Here is a 17,734-nt window from a genome sequence, read left to right as displayed (position 1 = left end):
GTCGCGCTCGGCGCGACCGCTGCTGCACCCGCACCGGCCGCGCCGAGCGCGACCACCGCCGCCGCGGTGCCGAACCCGACGCAGGACGGCGCAGCCTCCGGCTACGTCACGCCGCTCGTCCGCAAGCTCGCGAACGAGCAGGGCGTCGACCTGTCCACCGTCACCGGTTCCGGTGTCGGCGGGCGCATCCGCAAGGAGGACGTGCTCGCGGCCGTCGCGAAGGCCCCGGCCGCCGGTGGTGCAGCTGCACCCGCCGCCGCGTCCGGTCCGTTCGTCGCCGAGGTCTCGCCGCTGCGCGGCACCCGCGAGAAGATGACCCGCCTGCGCAAGGTCGTGGCCGAGCGCGCCGTGCAGTCGATGACCTCGACCGCACAGCTCACGAGCGTCGTCGAGGTGGACGTCACGAAGGTGGCGCAGTTCCGCGACGCCCACAAGGCGGAGTTCCTCGAGAAGACCGGTTCGAAGCTCTCGTTCATGCCGTTCTTCGCCCTGGCGGCGTCCGAGGCGCTCAAGGCCCACCCGAAGATCAACTCGACCGTGGAGGGCGACGAGATCGTCTACCCGGAGTCCGAGAACGTCTCCATCGCGGTGGACACCGAGCGCGGCCTGCTGACCCCGGTCATCAAGGACGCAGCCTCGCTCGACCTGGCGCAGTTCTCGAAGTCCATCGCGGACCTGGCGGAGCGCACCCGGAACAACCAGCTCAAGCCCGACGAGCTCGCCGGCGGTACGTTCACGCTGACGAACACCGGTTCGCGTGGCGCGTTGTTCGACACCCCCGTGGTGTTCCTGCCGCAGTCGGCGATCCTCGGGACCGGCATCGTCACGAAGCGTGCCGCGGTCGTGAAGGTCGACGGCCAGGAGGCGATCGCGATCCGTTCGTTCGTCTACCTCGCGCTGTCGTACGACCACCGGATCATCGACGGTGCGGACGCCTCGCGCTACCTGGTCGCGGTCAAGAACCGCCTGGAAGAGGGCAACTTCGCCCCCAACCTCGGGTACTGACCCCAGCACCACGGCCGACGGCCCCGGTTCCCCTCGTGGGGAGCCGGGGCCGTTCCCGTTCCCGCTCCGGTTCGTCGGCGTCCGGGGGTGTCCGGGCGCGTCAGCCACCACCACCCGCACCGGTCCCGGTGTCCGTTCCGGCACCGAGCACGGACACCGCGGCGACGACCGTACCGATCGCGACGACGACACCGACCACGGCGCGGCGGAGCGGCAACCGCCGACCAGCACCGAGCGGGATGCCGCGCTCGACGACCTCGCGCAGTCGAGCTGCCGGGCCCGTCGTGTCGAGCGGCGGGTCCGCCTCGACGAACACCAGGTCGGCTGGCGGTGGGGCCCATCGGAACGGCCGCGGAGGCGCCGCACCCCGGACCGCGTCGAGCGCCGCGCACACGGTGCTGCGGTCGCCGTCGAGCGCCGCGAGGAGCGCAGCGTCCACCTCGTCGCGACTCGGATCGCGCGGGTCGACACGGTCCCAGACGACCCGGGCAGCGAGTACGAGGACCCGTGCAGCATCGTCACCGGGCAGCTCCGTGCCGTCGCGGACGGCTCCAGCCGGGCGATCGCACAGCACCACGGCGCCCGCGTCGTCCACCAGGACGTCGTCGATCCCGGCGACGCCGAGCCGCACCGCGCCGTCCACGGCCGCGACGAGGAGCTCGAGGAGCGGGACGCAGAGGGTCACCGCGACCCCGGTCGTCGGGGTGCCGAGACGGTCCAGCGCCACCGGGAGCGGCGTGCCGCGTGGGCGGTCGAGCAGGGTCACGAGCCCGCCGGCCCCGGTCCGGCCCACCGCCTCGACGGGCACCAGGTGCCGGTGTCCGGTGGCGCACCGGTCCGCGATCCAGGCCGCCACGGCAGCGTCGTCGGCCGGCGCGACCCAACGGTCGCTGCGGGCGTCGTCGACGCTCTGGTCGGTGCTCGGGTCCATGGTGACGAGCGTGGCGGAGGCGAGCCGGGCCTCCTGTCCGTCCTGCCCGGTCTGTGGACAACGCGTGTTCGCGCACAGCCGGACCGACTGCGGTCTCCCCCGGACCGCGGAGGCCGTATCCTGTCAGCATGGCACGCAGCACTTCCACAGACACGAAGGCGAAGGAGCCGGGGCGTCTCAAGCAGATGTTCCAGGTCTTCCAGATGACCCGACGGGCCGACCCGTCATCCGTCTGGTGGTTCGCCCTCGCATTCGTCGGCCCCGTCGTCCTCGGCATCGTGCTGGCGCTGGTGCTCCCGGGCCAGAACTGGCTCGCGATGATCCTGTGGATCGTCGCCGGTGTCCTGATGGGCGTGCTGCTCTTCCTCATCGTCCTCGGCCGGCTGGCCGAGCGGGCGGCGTACTCGCAGATCGAGGGCCAGCCCGGCGCCGTCGGTGCGGTGCTCTCCAACTCGCTGCGTCGGCAGTGGCGCTCCAGCGAGATGCCCGTCGCCGTGCACGGTCGCTCGCAGTCCGCGGTCTACCGCGCGGTGGGGCGTCCCGGCGTCGTCCTGATCACCGAGGGCCAGCGCGGCAACCTGAAGCGTCAGGTCGACGAAGAGCGTCGCAAAGTGCAGCGCATCGTCCCGAACGTCGCGGTCCACGTGGTCAGCGTCGGTGACGGCGACGACACCCTCACGCTGCACAAGCTCCCCCGTGCCATGAACAAGTTCAAGAAGTCACTCAACCGCAACGAGGTCCTGGCCGTCGCGAACCGCCTCGACTCGCTCACGCAGAGCCCCGCCGCGGCGATCCCGAAGGGCATGGACCCGATGCGTGCCCGTGCCGGACGTCCGCGCTGACCCGTCCACGAACCACCACGCAGAACGCCCCCGACCGTGCCAGGTCGGGGGCGTTCTGCAGTCTGCGTGCGGTGCGGTCGGTGCGGTCGGTGCGGTCGGTGGCGCAAGCCGGGCGCACCGTGCGCCTTCGGCCACTTAGTGCGAGGTTACCCGCTCGGTGCAAACCTGTCGCGCTGCACCGAGCGGGCAACCTCGCACGTGCCGACGAACCTCGCACGGTGCAGAACAGCGCCCCGCAGCGCCCCGCGACGAACCTCGCACCGTGCGGTGCGGTCGGTGCGGTCGGCGCGGGCGCGGCCGGTGGCGCGGGCCCGTCCCCGGGTCAGCGGCGGACGAGCACCGTGCCGGCGATGCGGTCGTGCGCGCCGCGGCTGTCCCGGTCGATGATGAGCGCCGGCACCACCAGGCAGAGCAGGACGGTCCGGACGACCGGACGCCACACCCCCACGTACCCCCCGCGCATCGGCACGAGGCGCAGCCCGACGCAGATGTGCCCGAACGAGCCGGACAACAGGCAGATGAAGAGCACCTGGAGCGCGGCGAAGATCGCCAGCTGCACCCACGAGTGCGCGATGTCCCCGGAACCGTTCACCGGCGACCAGACCCCGGTCACGTAGGCGATGAGGTCGGCGAGGGCACCGTCGATGAGCAGGGCGACGATCCGCCGTCCGATCCGCCCGACGCTGCGGGGTCCTTCCTCCGGCAGACCGAGGTCCTTGCCCGGCCAGCCGTCGGGGTGCTCGGAGGGCGCGGACGGACTGGAGGAGCTGCGGGCCATGCCCCCAAGCGTAGGCGACCTGCCGCCCGTAACACGCCCGAAACAATTCAGTCACGTCCGGGAAACCCCGTGTCAATAGCCTCGTCGGAGGTGCCTTGATCGGTACCTCCGACATCACCCAACCCATTGGAGATCGGCCCCCATGTTCAGCGATTCCTCCGAGGTCCTGGCCTTCATCAAGGACACCGACGTCAAGTTCCTCGACATCCGATTCACGGACCTGCCGGGTGTGCAGCAGCACTTCAACATCCCCGCCTCGACCGTCGACGAGGACTTCTTCTCGGTCGGCCAGCTCTTCGACGGCTCCTCGATCCGCGGGTTCGCGTCGATCCACGAGTCCGACATGCAGCTGATCCCCGATGTGACCACCGCCTACGTGGACCAGTTCCGCGCCGAGCGCACGCTCATCATGATCTTCGACATCTACAACCCGCGGAACGGCGAGATCTACGGCCGCGACCCGCGCCAGGTGGCGAAGAAGGCCGAGAAGTACCTCGCGTCGACGGGCATCGCGGACACCGCGTTCTTCGCCCCCGAGGCCGAGTTCTACATCTTCGACGACGTCCGCTACTCCGTCACCCAGAACGAGTCGTTCTACGCGGTCGACTCCGAAGAGGGCGCCTGGAACACCGGTCGTGACGAAGAGGGCGGCAACCTCGCCAACAAGACCCCGTACAAGGGCGGCTACTTCCCCGTGTCGCCGGTCGACAAGACCGCCGACCTGCGCGACGACATCACCCTCAAGCTGATCGACGCGGGCTTCGAGCTCGAGCGCTCGCACCACGAGGTGGGTACCGGCGGCCAGCAGGAGATCAACTACAAGTTCGACACGATGGTCCACGCCGCGGACGACATCCTGAAGTTCAAGTACATCGTCAAGAACACGGCGGACCAGTGGGGCAAGGTCGCCACGTTCATGCCGAAGCCGCTCTTCGGCGACAACGGCTCGGGCATGCACACCCACCAGTCGCTCTGGTCGGACGGCAAGCCGCTCTTCTACGACGAGAACGGCTACGGCGGCCTGTCCGACCTGGCCCGTTGGTACATCGGCGGTCTGCTGAAGCACGCTCCGGCGCTGCTCGCCTTCACCAACCCGTCGATCAACTCGTACCACCGCCTGGTCAAGGGCTTCGAGGCTCCGGTCAACCTGGTCTACTCGGCCGGCAACCGTTCGGCTGCGATCCGCATCCCGATCACGGGCACCAACCCGAAGGCCAAGCGCATCGAGTTCCGCGCGCCGGACGCCTCGGGCAACCCGTACCTCGCCTTCGCCGCGCAGCTGATGGCGGGCCTCGACGGCATCCAGAACCGCATCGAGCCGCACGAGCCCGTCGACAAGGACCTCTACGAGCTCCCGCCCGAGGAAGCAAAGGGCATCCCGCAGGTCCCCGGCTCCCTCGACGAGGCGCTCGACTTCCTCGAGGCGGACCACGAGTTCCTCACGAAGGGCAACGTCTTCACCGAGGACCTCATCCAGACCTGGATCGACTACAAGCGTGAGAACGAGATCCTCCCGCTGGCGCAGCGCCCGCACCCGTTCGAGTACGAGCTGTACTTCGGCGTCTGATCTTCGCTGACACACGAAGGCCCCGCACCGTCAGGTGCGGGGCCTTCGTGTGTGCCGCGACAGCGACAGTGTGCCGCGAACCATCCGCAGGAATGTGTCGCTTTGGCGGGGTGGGCGGTTGCGGCGACCGTCTGGAGGCCCGGTGCCGGTCCGGCGGGCCGGCACCGGGCCTCCCGGCTGGTCGCGACGCACGTTCCTTCCCATCGCACCCGGACTGGGAAGCCGAATCGGGCGTACCTGGTCGAAAGTTCCGACCAGGTACGCCCGTTTCGACCACCTGCGCACGATCCGACCCGGCACCGCGCACACGGGAACGGGGCCCGTGCCGCCCGGCACGGACCCCGCTTCGCGAACGGTGACTAGCGAGCCGTGGCCAACGAGTCGTTCGTCCCCGCTGCGACGCTCACGGGTGCACCCGTGACCGGCGTGGGCCGCCCCAGGGAACGGACGGTCCACCCCGCTTTGACCCAGTCGTGGACCGGGAGGCAGTTGCGCGCATCGATCACGACGCGGCGACCGACGAGGTCACCGAGGGCGACCGGGTCGGCGGTGATGATCTCGTCCCACTCGGTGAGCACCAGGACGACGTCGGCGCCCTCGATCGCGTCCGCCATCGACGCGGCGTAGCTCAGCGTCGGGAACGAGCGCTTCGCCGGCTCCATCGCCTCGGGGTCCCAGAGGGTGACCTGGGCGCCGCGCAGGTGGAGCGCAGCGGCCACGTTGAGCGCCGGGGAGTCCCGCACGTCGTCGGTCAGGGGCTTGAACGCAGCGCCGATCACGGCCACACGACGGTTCAGCACCGATCCCCCGGCCGAGTCGATCGCCATGTCGATGACCCGCTGACGCTGGCCCATGTTGATCTCGTCGACCTGCTGCATGAGGCCGACGACCTGGCCCGCCCCGATCTCGTTCGCGCGGTACATGAGCGCTCGGATGTCCTTCGGCAGGCACCCGCCGCCGAACCCGAGGCCGGCGTTCAGGAACTTCCGGCCGATGCGGGCGTCGTGCCCGAGGGCGTCGGCGAGGGTCGACACGTCGGCGCCGGTGATCGCGCACATCTCGGAGATCGCGTTGATGAACGAGATCTTCGTGGCGAGGAACGCGTTGGCGCTCACCTTGACGAGCTCCGCGGTGGCGAGGTCCGTGGTGATGACCGGTGTGCCCTCGCCGATCGGCGCGGCGTAGACCTCGCGGATGACGGCGTCGGCAGCTTCGGACGCGCCGCCCCAGACCAGGCGGTCCGGGTGCAGGGTGTCCTCGACGGCCTTGCCCTCGCGGAGGAACTCCGGGTTCCAGATGAGCTCGGCGTCGATCCCCGAGGGCGTGAACTCGCGGACGATGCCGCGCAGTCGCGCCGCGGTGCCGACCGGGACCGTCGACTTGCCGACGATGAGTCCCGGGTGGGTGAGGTTCTCGGCGACGCCGCGGGTGGCGCTCTCGACGTACGCCAGGTTGGCGGCGTGCGAGCCCGCCTTCTGCGGGGTGCCGACGCAGACGAAGTGGACGTCCGCGGCGGCGACGGCCGAGGCGATGTCCGCCGTGAACCGGAGCTTGCCGCTCGCGACGTGCTTCGTGATGAGCTCGGGCAGGCCGGGTTCGAAGAACGGGACCTCGCCGGCGGACAACGCGGCGAGCTTCGCCGGGTCGACGTCCACGCCGATGGTCTCGAAGCCCATCTCGGCCATGGCGGCCGCGTGGGTGGCACCGAGGTAGCCGGTGCCGATGACGCTGATGACGGGTGCGGGACGGGTGTCGGCCTGGTGGGGCGACTTCTTGGACGCGGTCATGGCGTGACCTCCTGCAGGTCGTAGTCGATGTCGTTGCGCTTGATGCCCTCGGCGAATGCCTGCAGGGAGTCGGCTCGTGAGTTGAGTCGCCAGTCGTTGGTGGAGCGGACGCCGTCCACGACCGTGGTCGCGGTCTCGCTGAAGTACGAGAACCCGATGATGTCGGCGTTGGCGGGGTCGGCCAGGGCGTCGAAGAGCGAGTTGATCCACTTCGACTTCTGGCCGCCCGAGACGGTGGTGCCGCTCTCGGTGGCGCCGATCTCACTGAGCAGGATCTTCTTGCCCGGTGCGACCTCGCGCAGCTGCTGCACGGTGGCGGCGAAGGTGTTCGCGAAGGTCGGGTCCTCGGAGGCCGTGCGGTAGTACCCGCTCATGCCGACCCAGTCGACGTAGTCGGCACCCGGGTAGTAGTTCTGCATGTACTCGAGCGTCTGGTACTTCGCGTTGCCGAGCTTGTCGATGCGGCTCGGCGCCCAGTTCCAGATGACGTAGTCGTTCGCGCCGTTCGCCTGGAAGACGTCGTGCACGTGCTGCCACATCTTCACGTACGACTGCTTCGCGTTCTGCTGGGCGTCACCTTCGGACCAGTTGTACCAAGAACCGTTCATCTCGTGGTCGAGACGGATGACCATCGGCTGCCCGTTGGCCTTCAGCGCCTTGGCGTACTTCGTCAGGTACGCATCGAAGTCACCGTCGGTGATGTCCTGGTTCGTGTAGCCGGCGACGTACTTCTGGTCGTTGCCGGTCTGCGCGGGGGCGGTCTCCCAGGTCATGAGCGGCACGCGGCCGTTCGCCCACGAGCGCTGGATCGCACTCGCGTTGAACGCCTGGTCGAAGCCCTGGAAGAACCCGGTCATGTTCGACGCGGTGCCGACCTGCCGAGAGACCTCGTCGTACTCGGCCCAGTTGAACGGGGACTGCGCGGTGTACAGGCCGTACCAGCGCGACTGCTGCCCGAGGATCTCGGCCTTGGTCGGCACGGCGACGGGCGTGGTGCCCGGGTCGGTCGAGGGGCCGGGGTTGGGGTTGGTCACCCCACCGTTGCCGCCACCCGAACCGGTACCCGATCCACCGGCGGAGCCGCTGCCCGACCCGTTGTCGGACGCGACCGACCCGGACCCGGTACCGGAGCCCGAGGCGCCGGCCCCGTTCGCACCGGAACCCGACGCGTTGACGGAGGACGAGCCTCCCGAGCCCTTCGCGGAACCGAGCTGGGACTGGAGCGACGCGATCTGCGCCTTGAGCTCCGTGATCTGGTCGCCACGCGACCCGGCCTGGGCGGTGCGGGAGTCGAGCTTGCCCTCGAGCGCCCAGATGCGGTCCTGGGCAGCGTCGAGCTGCGTCTGCAGTTCGGCGGCGGACACCTTCTTGGCCTTCGGGGCGGTGACCCCGAGGGCCTGGTGCACGGCGGTGGAGACGGGGCCGGCCGGGGAGACCCAGACCGACCAGGTGATGAGGGCGAGGGCGAGGACGATGGCGGTCGTGCCGACGGCCGTCCAGCGGGCGTGCTTGCTCGACTGCGCCCACCAGGTACTGGAGGAGCGGATGATGTCAGACAATGAGGAAGGCCTCCAGGACGAAGATCGCGATGCCGATGCAGTACGGGATCGCGGCGTACGGGTTGTACCGGCGGGCCTTCACGGGGGCGGTCCGTGGGGCTGCGGGCTGCACTGCTGCTGCGGCAGCGGCCTCCCGCCGGGTCGCGAGCACGGTCGTGGTGGAGTTGGTGGTGGCGTCGGCCCCGAAGAGCTCGTCGAACGCGCGGTCCACGGCCACCTGGTCGCTGCCGAGCGGCACGCGTCCGTCGACGGCCCGGGCACGGTCCGCGGCGTCGATCGGGCTGACCGGGGTCTCGGTGCCGAAGGACGACGGCTGCGCGGCGTCGGACGGGTCCTCCTGCATCGGACCGCCGGCGTAGGCACCGGCGCGGGTCCCCCAGCCGGACGCGTGCGCCAGGCGGAAGAAGCCGATGAGCCGGATCGGCATGAGGAAGAACGTCGACACGATGATGAACATCGGCAGGCGGAAGAAGTCACTCGGCTTCTCGGCCAGGTGGCGCATCTGCCGGATGGCCATGCTGAGCACCGACGAGACGACCATCAGGGCGGCGACGTAGACGAAGCCCGTCGAGAAGCCGTACTGCGACAGGATGCCCTGGTACAGGTTCTCGCCCTGCCCGGTGAAGGCCCGGTAGATCCACCCGGCGATCACACCGAAGAGCATGAACGGCAGGATGATGTCGGTGATGAAGAACGCCGCGAGCACCGGGGCGTGACCGAGCATCCACGGCAGCATGCGCAACGTGTTGTACTGCGAGCCACGGGCCCAGCGGAGCTGCTGCTTGAACAGCTTCTTCACCTGCAGCGGAGCGTCCGTGTAGACCAGCGAGGTGTACTGGTAGACGGTCCGGTACCCCTCCTTGAGCGTGAGGTTCGTGAGTGTGCGGTCGTCGGAGACCTCGAGGAACACACCCATGAACTTCTCGTGCATGAACTTGTCCATGACGCGCATCAGGATGTTCCGTCGGAAGGCGATCGTGCGCCCGGGCAGGCAGCCGATCTGCCCGAGGACGCTCTGCGCGGGCATCGAGTAGAGCGCCCGCGAGTTCTCGAGCCAGTCGGCCCAGCGGGTGATCCAGCTGCGCTCGGGTTCGAGGATGCGCTGCCGGGTCGTGACACCGCCGACGGACTCGTCGGCGAACGGCTTGAGGAGTTCCTCGAGCGCGCCGGGGGTCCAGACGGTGTCCGAGTCGACGAGCACCGTGATGTCGCCGTTGGACATCTCGGTGCCGACCTTGACGGCGTTGCGCTTGCCCGGGATGGGCGTGTGGGTCCAGCGGACGAGCGGGGCGAACTCGTCGCAGACGGCTTCGAGCGCCTCGTTGCGGGCGCCGTTGATGACGACGATGATCTCGCCGGGTCGCTGCTCGACCATGCGACCGATGACGTCGCGGAACAGGTCGAGCGGTTCGTCCACGACGGGGACGACGACGCTGGTGGTACCGACGAAGGTGCCGGTGAACGGGCGGTAACGGGCGGAGATGACGACCTTGACCAACCAGAGCAACCAGATCACCGCGGAGTACACGGCGAACAGGTAGAACTCGGGGTGGCCTTCGACCATCTGCCTGATCTGCAGAATGAAGGTGAACACTGATCCCTGCTTCAACGTTCGAGGTGGAGATTCCGCGACGTTGGGGAATCAGGGTCGGTTCGGGTGTCCCAATTGACGCAGAAACCTGAACCCCAGCGCAACGCGACCCCCGTCCGGGGGCGTTTCGAACGCGTTACGGGGTACACACTTGTCCCCATCTCCACCGGGACCGGTGGTCCCCCCTCGTGCTGACAGCACTCCTGCGGACCGCGTTCACCCTGCCACTCACCCTGGTGGGCGGCGATCGCTACCGGGAGGCGCGGATCACCACCTCGGGAAACCCCTGTTCACGACATGGTCACCGGGCGAGTCGGCGCGGACCTCTGGCACGTCCGCCGGCGGCCCGGCGCGTGGTGGTCACGACGAAGTAACGACGAGCCCGTCTGTCCGGATCGGGGTACAGTCCGAAACGAACGGGGGACGGTGCGCGACACGGGGAATTAACCTGCGACGACTCGTCACCTTCGCGTCCGGGGAGCACGCCCGGGCGTGTCGGTGCGGCGTCAGGCGCCGTAGAACTCGCGCTCGAAGACCTGCCGCGCACGTCGGGTGACGCCGAGGTAGTCCTCTTCGAGCTCGCTCGCCGAGCCGGGCGGGTACTCCATCAGCCGCGCGACGCCCTCGAGCTGGACTCGGTCGACGGGCAGGACGTCGGTGGTCTTCCCCGACCAGAGCACCAGCGCACTGCGCGTCCGCGAGGCGAAGCGCCAGGCCGCACCGAGCCGCTCGCCGTCGTCGGCACTGACGAACCCGGCAGCTACGGCACCGTCGAGTGCCTCGAGCGTCGAGGTCGTGCGGAGCGCGGGGAACTCGAGGGCGTGCTGCAGCTGCAGGAGCTGGACGAACCACTCGACGTCGCTGAGCGATCCGCGCCCGAGCTTCAGGTGGCGAGCCGGATCGGCCCCACGTGGCAGTCGCTCGGACTCGACACGGGCCTTGATGCGTCGGACCTCGCGCACCTCGTTCTCGTCGATCCGCTCCGGGTAGCGCGTGCGGTCGGCCAGGTGCTCGAAGTCCCGGAGCAGCTGGGCGTCGCCGACTGCGCCACGGGCACGGAGCAGCGCCTGCGCCTCCCACGTCAGCGACCACCGGGCGTAGTAGGCGCCGTAGGACTCGAGCGTGCGCGCCACCGGGCCGTTCTTGCCCTCGGGGCGCAGGTCGATGTCGAGGTCGAGCGGGTGGACGGTGTCCTCGGTGAGCCGGTTCAGCTCGCGCACGATGGTCTGTGCCGTCCGGGAGGCCACCTCGGTCGCCAGGTCCGGCGCGCGGTACACGTAGAGGACGTCGGCGTCGGAGCCGAAGCCGAGCTCACGCCCGCCGTAGCGGCCCATCGCGATGATCCCGAACTCGAAGTCCGCGGGGGCGTCCCGTCGGGCGAGCGCGAGGGCCCCGGCGAGCGTCGCCTCGGTCACGTCGCTGAGTGCAGCACCCAGGGCGTCCACGTCGAGGTGGCCGAGCACCGCAGCCATACCGAGGCGCAGGGTCTCGCGGCGGCGCGCCGAGCGCAGCAGGCTGGCCGCACCGTCGACGTCGTTGCCGTGCCGCGCGGTCGTCGCGGTCATCTCGGCGAGCAACGAGTCCATCGGGCGGGCACGCAGGAGCGACTCGGGCTCGTCGAGCCAGGCGACGGCCTCCGGGAACCGCTCGAGGAGACCGGACAGGAACGCCGACTCCGACAGCACGGTGGTCAGCGAGTGCGCAGCCCCGGACGAGTCGCGGAGCATCCGGAGGAACCAGCTGGACTCCCCCAGGGTGTCGCTGAGCCGTCGGAACGCCAACAGTGCCCGGTCCGGCGCCGGCCCCTCGGCCATCCACCGCAGGAGCACCGGCAGCAGGTTGCGCTGGATCGCCGCACGTCGGCTCGTGCCCTGTGTGAGCGCCCGGATGTGCCGCAGCGCACCGGGCGGGTCGACGAAGCCGACGCCCGCGAGCCGGTCGACGACCTGGTCGTCGGTCAGCACGATCTCGCCCTCGGTCGTGGCGACGGCGGAAAGCAGCGGACGGTAGAACAGCCGCTCGTGCAGGCCGCGGACCTCGAGCTTGACCGCGCGCCACCGGGTCTCGAGGGCTGCGGCCGAGGTGGCCAGACCGCTCGACCGGGCGAGGACGCGGAGTTCTTCCTCGTCGGTCGGCATCAGGTGCGTCCGCTGCAGTCGGCGGAGCTGGATGCGGTGCTCGAGGACCCGGAGCAGCGCGTAGTCCGGACCGAAGTGGGCGGCCTCGGCGCGTCCGACGTACCCGGCGGCGGTCAGGGCGTCCATCGCCTCGAGGGTGGAACGGACGCGCACGGACTCGTCGTCACGACCGTGCACGAGCTGCAGGAGCTGCACGGTGAACTCGACGTCGCGCAGGCCGCCCGGACCGAGCTTGAGCTGCCGGTCGACCTCGCCGTCGGGGATGTGGTCGGTGACGCGCTCGCGCATCCGCTGCACCGACTCGACGAACCCGGGGCGCGCCGACGAGCTCCAGACGAACGGTGCGACGGCCTCGGCGTAGCGCGCGCCGAGGTCGGCCGAGCCGGCGATCGGCCGGGCCTTGAGGAGCGCCTGGAACTCCCACGACTTCGCCCAGCGCTCGTAGTACGCGACGTGCGAGTCGAGCGTGCGGACGAGGGCACCGTCCTTGCCCTCCGGTCGCAGGTTCGCGTCGACCTCCCACAGACCGGGTTCGGCGGCCAGGTCGGTGATCGCGTGGGTCGCGGCGATCGCGATCCGCGTCGAGATGCGGACGGCACGGTCGGTGCCGATGTCGTCGGTGGCCTCGGTGACGAAGATGACGTCGACGTCGCTGACGTAGTTGAGCTCGCGAGCGCCGGCCTTGCCCATCGCGATCACCGCGAGCGGGGTCGCAGCGACGTCGGCCGCCGGGAACGGCACCTCGCGCCGGGCGACGTCGACCGCGGCGTCGAGCGCTGCCCCGGCGAGGTCGGCCAGTCCGGCAGCGACGGCCGGGAACGCCTCGGTCGGCGACGAGTGCAGCACGTCGTACAGGGCGATCTGCGCGAGGTGCCGGCGGTACCGCACCCGCAGGCACATCCGTGCGTCCTCGCCGGTGGCGCCGTCGATCGCCTCGAGCAGGGACGCCGTGTACCGCTCCTGCGACCACGGCGCGACGACGGGCTCGAGCAGCAGTGCGAGTTCGGCAGGACGACGGTGCAGGAACTCGCCGAGACCGACCGAGGCGCCGAGCAGGCGGATCAGCCGCTCCGTCGCGGCCTCGTCCGTCAGGACGGGTCGGAGCTCGTCCGGAGCACGCTCCAGCAGCCGTTCCAGCAGCCGCAGCGCGCCGTCGGGATCCGCGGTGATGCCCCAGAGCGCCGGAGTGCCGCTGACCGGCAGCGGCACGACGGAGTCGAACCGCGCCTCCAGGTCAGCGATCCGCTCCAGGCTCTCCGACAGCTCGGCGAAGCCCAGGCGGGCCAACTCGGAACGCGACGACGTCGTCCGACCGGTCATGTGGTGCGCTCGCTCAGAGGGCGCCGAGGTTGGTGTCGAGCTCGAACGGCGTGACCTGGTCGCGGTAGCGCTTCCACTCCTGGCGCTTGTTGAGGAGCACGAAGTTGAACACGTGCTCGCCCAGCGTCTCGGCGACGAGCTCGGAGTCCTCCATCAGGCTGAGGGCGTGGTCGAGGCTCGACGGCAGCTGGCTGTACCCGAGGGCACGACGCTCGGCGTCGGTGAGGCTCCAGACGTCGTGCTCGGCCTCGGCCGGCAGCTCGTACTCTTCCTCGATGCCCTTGAGCCCCGCAGCGAGCAGCAGCGAGTACGCCAGGTACGGGTTCGCCGCCGAGTCGATGCCGCGGTACTCGATGCGCGAGGACTGACCCTTGTTGGGCTTGTACAGCGGCACGCGCACGAGCGCCGAACGGTTGTTGTGGCCCCACGTCACGAAGGACGGGGCCTCGTCGCCACCCCAGAGGCGCTTGTACGAGTTCACGAACTGGTTCGTCACCGCGGTGATCTCGGGTGCGTGCTTGAGCACACCGGCGATGAAGTGCTTGGCGGTCCGGGACAGCTGGTACTCGCCGCCGGCCTCGTAGAACGCGTTCTGGTCGCCCTCGAAGAGCGAGACGTGCGTGTGCATGCCCGAACCCGGCTGGCCGGAGATCGGCTTCGGCATGAACGTCGCGTAGACGCCCTGCTCGATCGCGACCTCTTTCACGACCGTGCGGAAGGTCATGATGTTGTCCGCCATCGTCAGTGCGTCTGCGTAGCGGAGGTCGATCTCGTTCTGGCCAGGCCCGGCCTCGTGGTGGCTGAACTCCACCGAGATGCCGAGGTCCTCGAGCATCCGGACGGAACGGCGACGGAAGTCGTGGGCGCTGCCGCCGGGGACGTTGTCGAAGTAGCCGGCCTGGTCGACGGGCTGCGGCCCGCCGTCCTTCCACTCGCGGCTCTTGAGCAGGTAGAACTCGATCTCGGGGTGCGTGTAGAACGTGAAGCCACGCTCGCTCGCCCGGGCCAGCGTGCGCTTCAGCACGTTGCGCGGGTCGGCGACGGCGGGCTGGCCGTCCGGCGTCGTGATGTCGCAGAACATCCGCGCGGTCGGGTCGACCTCGCCGCGCCACGGCAGGATCTGGAACGTCGAGGGGTCCGGGTGCGCGAGCACGTCGGCCTCGTACGAGCGGGACAGGCCCTCGATCGCGGAGCCGTCGAACCCGATGCCCTCGGCGAAGGCGCCCTCGACCTCGGCCGGGGCGATCGCCACCGACTTCAGCGTCCCGATGACGTCCGTGAACCAGAGTCGGATGAACTTGATGCCGCGCTCCTCGATGGTGCGGAGCACGAAGTCCGTCTGCTTGTCCATGCACGACCTTTCCGTGTATCGGGTGGCCGCGGGCGGGCCTCGTCCCAGGCTAGTGGTCCCGCGGCGTGCGCGGGGCCGTGCGACGCGTCAGTGGTCCGTCACCGTGCCGTCACCGGTGCGTCACTGGTCGTCGGCGTCCCACTTCTCGTTGTTCGCCGCGATCCGGTCGAGCGCGTGCTGCGCTTCCTCGCGCGTGTCGAACGGGCCGATGCGGTCGCGCTGCGGGGACTGCGGACCCTGCTCGACCTGACCGGTCTTGTCGTTGAACCACCACTGGGACTCGATGCGTTCGTCGCTCATGTCGCCCACCGTACCCAGGTGACGACCTGGAGGCCCGGTGCCGGCCCGGCGGACCGGCACCGGGCCTCCAGGCAGTCGCGCTCACCCCGTCGGGCCGCACCGTAGGGCGGTTGCGCTCGGCGCGTCGCGCCGCGGCTAGAGTGGTCGGCATGCCCCGGGACGAACACGGACACCTGACCGCCGGCCGCGTCTCCCCGCTCCGGACCGTCCCGAAGGACATCGAACGCCCGGAGTACGTCGGCAAGGTCGAACCGCACGAGCACGGCCTCGGTGACACGTACTCCCCCGACGAGGTCGAGCGCATCCGCACCGCCGGCCGCATCGCGTCCCAGGCCATCGACGCCGTCGGCGCGGCGATCCGTCCCGGCGTGACCACCGACGAACTCGACCGCATCGGCCACGACTTCGTCGTCGCACACGGCGCCTACCCGTCGACGCTCGGGTACCGCGGGTACCCGAAGTCACTGTGCTCGAGCCTCAACGAGGTCATCTGCCACGGCATCCCCGACGACACCGTCCTGCAGGAGGGCGACCTCGTCAACATCGACATCACCGCCTACAAGGACGGGATGCACGGCGACACGAACCGCACGTTCATCGTCGGGCAGGCGTCGCAGGAGGTGTCGGACCTGGTGACGCGGACCGAAGAAGCGCTCCGACGCGGCATCAAGGCCGTCGCCCCCGGCCGGCAGGTGAACGTCATCGGCCGCGCCATCGAGGCGTACGCGAAGCGGTTCGGCTACGGCGTCGTCCGCGACTACACCGGCCACGGTGTCGGTCGTGCCTTCCACTCCGGCCTGATCATCCCGCACTACGACGCGCCGCAGTACGACGACGTCATCGAGCAGGGCATGGTGTTCACCATCGAGCCCATGTTGACCCTCGGCGGGATCGAAGCCGACATCTGGTCCGACGACTGGACGGTCTCGACGCGCGACAAGTCGTGGACCGCGCAGTTCGAGCACACCCTCGTCGTCACCGAACGCGGCGCGGAGCTCCTCACCGTCTCCTGACCGGACACCCCTTCCTGACCGGGCACTCCGGCAGGCAACCGAAAGGCACGACAACCTCATGACCTCCCTCGCAGTCGGCGTCGACATCGGTGGTACGGGCATCAAGGGCGCGATCGTCGACGTCGCGTCCGGTGAACTGACCACGGACCGCATCAAGAAGGCCACCCCGGAAGGCGGGAAGCCCCACGACATCACCGCCGTCGTCGCCTCGATCCTCGACGAACTCGCACCCGCGGCCGACGTCCCCGTGGGCGTGTGCTTCCCCGCGATCGTGCGGGACGGCAAGACCATGTCGGCTGCGAACGTCTCGAAGAAGTGGATCGGCTTCGAGGCCGAAGCGCTGTTCGAGAAGGAGCTCGGCCGCGCGATCCACTTCGTCAACGACGCCGACGCCGCCGGGTTCGCCGAGCAGCAGTTCGGCGCGGCGAAGGGCAAGGACGGCCTGGTGATCGTCACGACGCTGGGCACCGGGATCGGCAGCGCGCTCATCAACGACGGCGTGCTCATCGTGAACTCGGAGCTCGGACACCTGGAGATCGACGGGCACGACGCCGAGTCGCGCGCGTCCTTCGCTGCCAAGGAGCGCGACGACCTGTCGTGGAAGCACTGGGCGAAGCGCCTGCAGACCTACTACTCGACGCTCGAGGCCCTGCTCTCCCCCGAGCTCTTCGTCGTCGGCGGCGGCGTGTCGAAGCAGTACGAGGAGTTCCTGCCGCTGCTCGACCTGCAGGCGGAGATCATCCCCGCGACGCTGCGCAACAACGCCGGCATCATCGGCGCCGCGACCCTGGCTGCCCGGAGCGCCTGACCCGGCGATCGGTCGGACGATCGAGCCCGCACTGGCCCGCACCGTGCGGCGTGGGAGTCGTTCGCTGCGGTTCGACGCGCCCCGCCGCTGGCGCCGAGGTTCCACGACTCGCCGCCTGCGGTGCGCCGAGGTTCCACGGAGCCCCCTCGTGCGCGCCGACATGCCGAGATTTCGGAACCTCGGGGCGGGCGCGGGCGCGAGCGGGCGCGGGCACGGGCACGGGCACGGGGCCGGTAGACTCGGACCTGCGAATGGGTCGGTGAGACGGTCGCGTCACTCCTCCGGGAGTGCCGAGGAACGTCCGGGCTCCACAGAGCAGGGCGGTGGGTAACACCCACCCGGAGCAATCCGCGAGACAGTGCCACAGAAAGCAGACCGCCGGCGGCAACGTCGGTAAGGGTGAAACGGTGGTGTAAGAGACCACCAGGGGTCCGGGTGACCGGATCCGCTCGGTAAACCTCGCCCGGAGCAAGGTCAGACAGAGGACGCTGAGGCTGCTCGCCGAGTCCTCGGGTAGACCGCTGGAGGCCGACGGCAACGTCGGTCCGAGAGAGATGGCCGTCACCGCCGTGCAAGCGGCGGGACAGAACCCGGCGTACGGCCGGCCCATTCGCCCCACTTCCACGAGACTCGTGCTCGACGCACGGTGCGGCGCTCGCGATCCCGTGCGAGGTTGCACGCTCGGTGCAGCGCCACAAGGCCGCACCGAGCGTGCAACCTCGCACCAGGCGACGGACCCCGCAC

At 69.8% G+C, this 17,734-nt stretch carries 13 protein-coding genes and 1 other RNA gene; 6 read left to right on the top strand and 8 right to left on the bottom strand.

Going from position 1 to position 17,734, the window contains the following annotated elements; translation table 11 throughout:
* The coding region (sucB, locus tag GVL05_RS18290; protein ID WP_159574064.1) for a 2-oxoglutarate dehydrogenase, E2 component, dihydrolipoamide succinyltransferase at positions 1 to 1,005 on the top strand (1,005 nt) is incomplete at its 5' end.
* A 100-nt stretch (positions 1,006 to 1,105) separates the two neighbouring features.
* Here the strand turns inward: sucB and GVL05_RS18285 are convergent.
* A complete protein-coding gene (locus GVL05_RS18285; RefSeq protein ID WP_159574063.1) occupies positions 1,106 to 1,936 on the bottom strand; it encodes a hypothetical protein in 831 nt (276 codons plus the stop codon).
* Positions 1,937 to 2,064: 128 nt separating this feature from the next.
* On the opposite strand from GVL05_RS18285, the gene GVL05_RS18280 reads away from it, so the two are divergent.
* On the top strand, positions 2,065 to 2,778 hold the full coding sequence (locus GVL05_RS18280) for a DUF4191 domain-containing protein (RefSeq protein WP_111087017.1): 714 nt from the start codon (positions 2,065 to 2,067) through the stop codon (positions 2,776 to 2,778).
* 322 nt (positions 2,779 to 3,100) lie between these two features.
* On the opposite strand, the gene GVL05_RS18275 is transcribed toward GVL05_RS18280, so the two are convergent.
* Positions 3,101 to 3,556: an RDD family protein gene (locus GVL05_RS18275; protein WP_159574062.1), complete on the bottom strand. Its 456-nt coding sequence runs from the start codon at positions 3,554 to 3,556 to the stop codon at positions 3,101 to 3,103.
* 142 nt (positions 3,557 to 3,698) lie between these two features.
* Between GVL05_RS18275 and glnA (GVL05_RS18270) the strand changes: the two genes are divergently transcribed.
* Complete coding sequence (gene glnA, locus GVL05_RS18270; protein WP_111087015.1) at positions 3,699 to 5,123, top strand: type I glutamate--ammonia ligase; 1,425 nt, start codon at positions 3,699 to 3,701, stop codon at positions 5,121 to 5,123.
* A gap of 359 nt (positions 5,124 to 5,482) precedes the next feature.
* Here glnA (GVL05_RS18270) and GVL05_RS18265 read toward each other — a convergent pair whose 3' ends face one another.
* From GVL05_RS18265 to GVL05_RS18240, 6 genes are all read right to left on the bottom strand, one after another.
* Entirely contained in the window at positions 5,483 to 6,910 is a 1,428-nt protein-coding gene (locus GVL05_RS18265) for a UDP-glucose/GDP-mannose dehydrogenase family protein (RefSeq protein WP_159574061.1), read from the bottom strand.
* On the bottom strand, positions 6,907 to 8,469 hold the full coding sequence (locus GVL05_RS18260) for a glycoside hydrolase family 26 protein (protein WP_159574060.1): 1,563 nt from the start codon (positions 8,467 to 8,469) through the stop codon (positions 6,907 to 6,909). The genes GVL05_RS18265 and GVL05_RS18260 overlap by 4 nt, the downstream gene beginning before the upstream one ends.
* Positions 8,462 to 10,063 (bottom strand): glycosyltransferase family 2 protein, encoded by a 1,602-nt coding sequence (locus GVL05_RS18255; RefSeq protein ID WP_159574059.1) that lies wholly within the window; start codon positions 10,061 to 10,063, stop codon positions 8,462 to 8,464. Before GVL05_RS18255 ends, GVL05_RS18260 begins: the two co-directional genes overlap by 8 nt.
* A 503-nt stretch (positions 10,064 to 10,566) precedes the next feature.
* Positions 10,567 to 13,518, bottom strand: a complete 2,952-nt coding sequence (locus GVL05_RS18250; RefSeq protein WP_159574058.1) for a bifunctional [glutamine synthetase] adenylyltransferase/[glutamine synthetase]-adenylyl-L-tyrosine phosphorylase — start codon at positions 13,516 to 13,518, stop codon at positions 10,567 to 10,569.
* 13 nt (positions 13,519 to 13,531) lie between these two features.
* Positions 13,532 to 14,869: a type I glutamate--ammonia ligase gene (gene glnA / locus GVL05_RS18245; RefSeq protein ID WP_111087010.1), complete on the bottom strand. Its 1,338-nt coding sequence runs from the start codon at positions 14,867 to 14,869 to the stop codon at positions 13,532 to 13,534.
* A gap of 120 nt (positions 14,870 to 14,989) precedes the next feature.
* Entirely contained in the window at positions 14,990 to 15,169 is a 180-nt protein-coding gene (locus tag GVL05_RS18240; RefSeq protein ID WP_111087009.1) for an SPOR domain-containing protein, read from the bottom strand.
* Positions 15,170 to 15,318: 149 nt separating this feature from the next.
* Between GVL05_RS18240 and map the strand changes: the two genes are divergently transcribed.
* From map to rnpB, 3 genes are all read left to right on the top strand, one after another.
* The gene (gene map / locus GVL05_RS18235; RefSeq protein ID WP_123292854.1) at positions 15,319 to 16,182 is read left to right on the top strand and encodes a type I methionyl aminopeptidase; all 864 of its coding nucleotides are present in this window, start codon (positions 15,319 to 15,321) and stop codon (positions 16,180 to 16,182) included.
* A 58-nt stretch (positions 16,183 to 16,240) separates the two neighbouring features.
* On the top strand, positions 16,241 to 16,990 hold the full coding sequence (gene ppgK / locus GVL05_RS18230; RefSeq protein WP_111087008.1) for a polyphosphate--glucose phosphotransferase: 750 nt from the start codon (positions 16,241 to 16,243) through the stop codon (positions 16,988 to 16,990).
* A 252-nt stretch (positions 16,991 to 17,242) separates the two neighbouring features.
* Positions 17,243 to 17,603, top strand: an RNA gene (rnpB, locus tag GVL05_RS18225) — RNase P RNA component class A.
* Positions 17,604 to 17,734: the final 131 nt, after the last annotated feature.

The sequence above is a fragment of the Curtobacterium sp. 18060 genome (assembly GCF_902706105.1).
Lineage (GTDB): Bacteria > Actinomycetota > Actinomycetes > Actinomycetales > Microbacteriaceae > Curtobacterium.
Note: the sequence above shows the minus strand (reverse complement) of the source record. Positions and strands in the feature narration are given on the sequence as shown.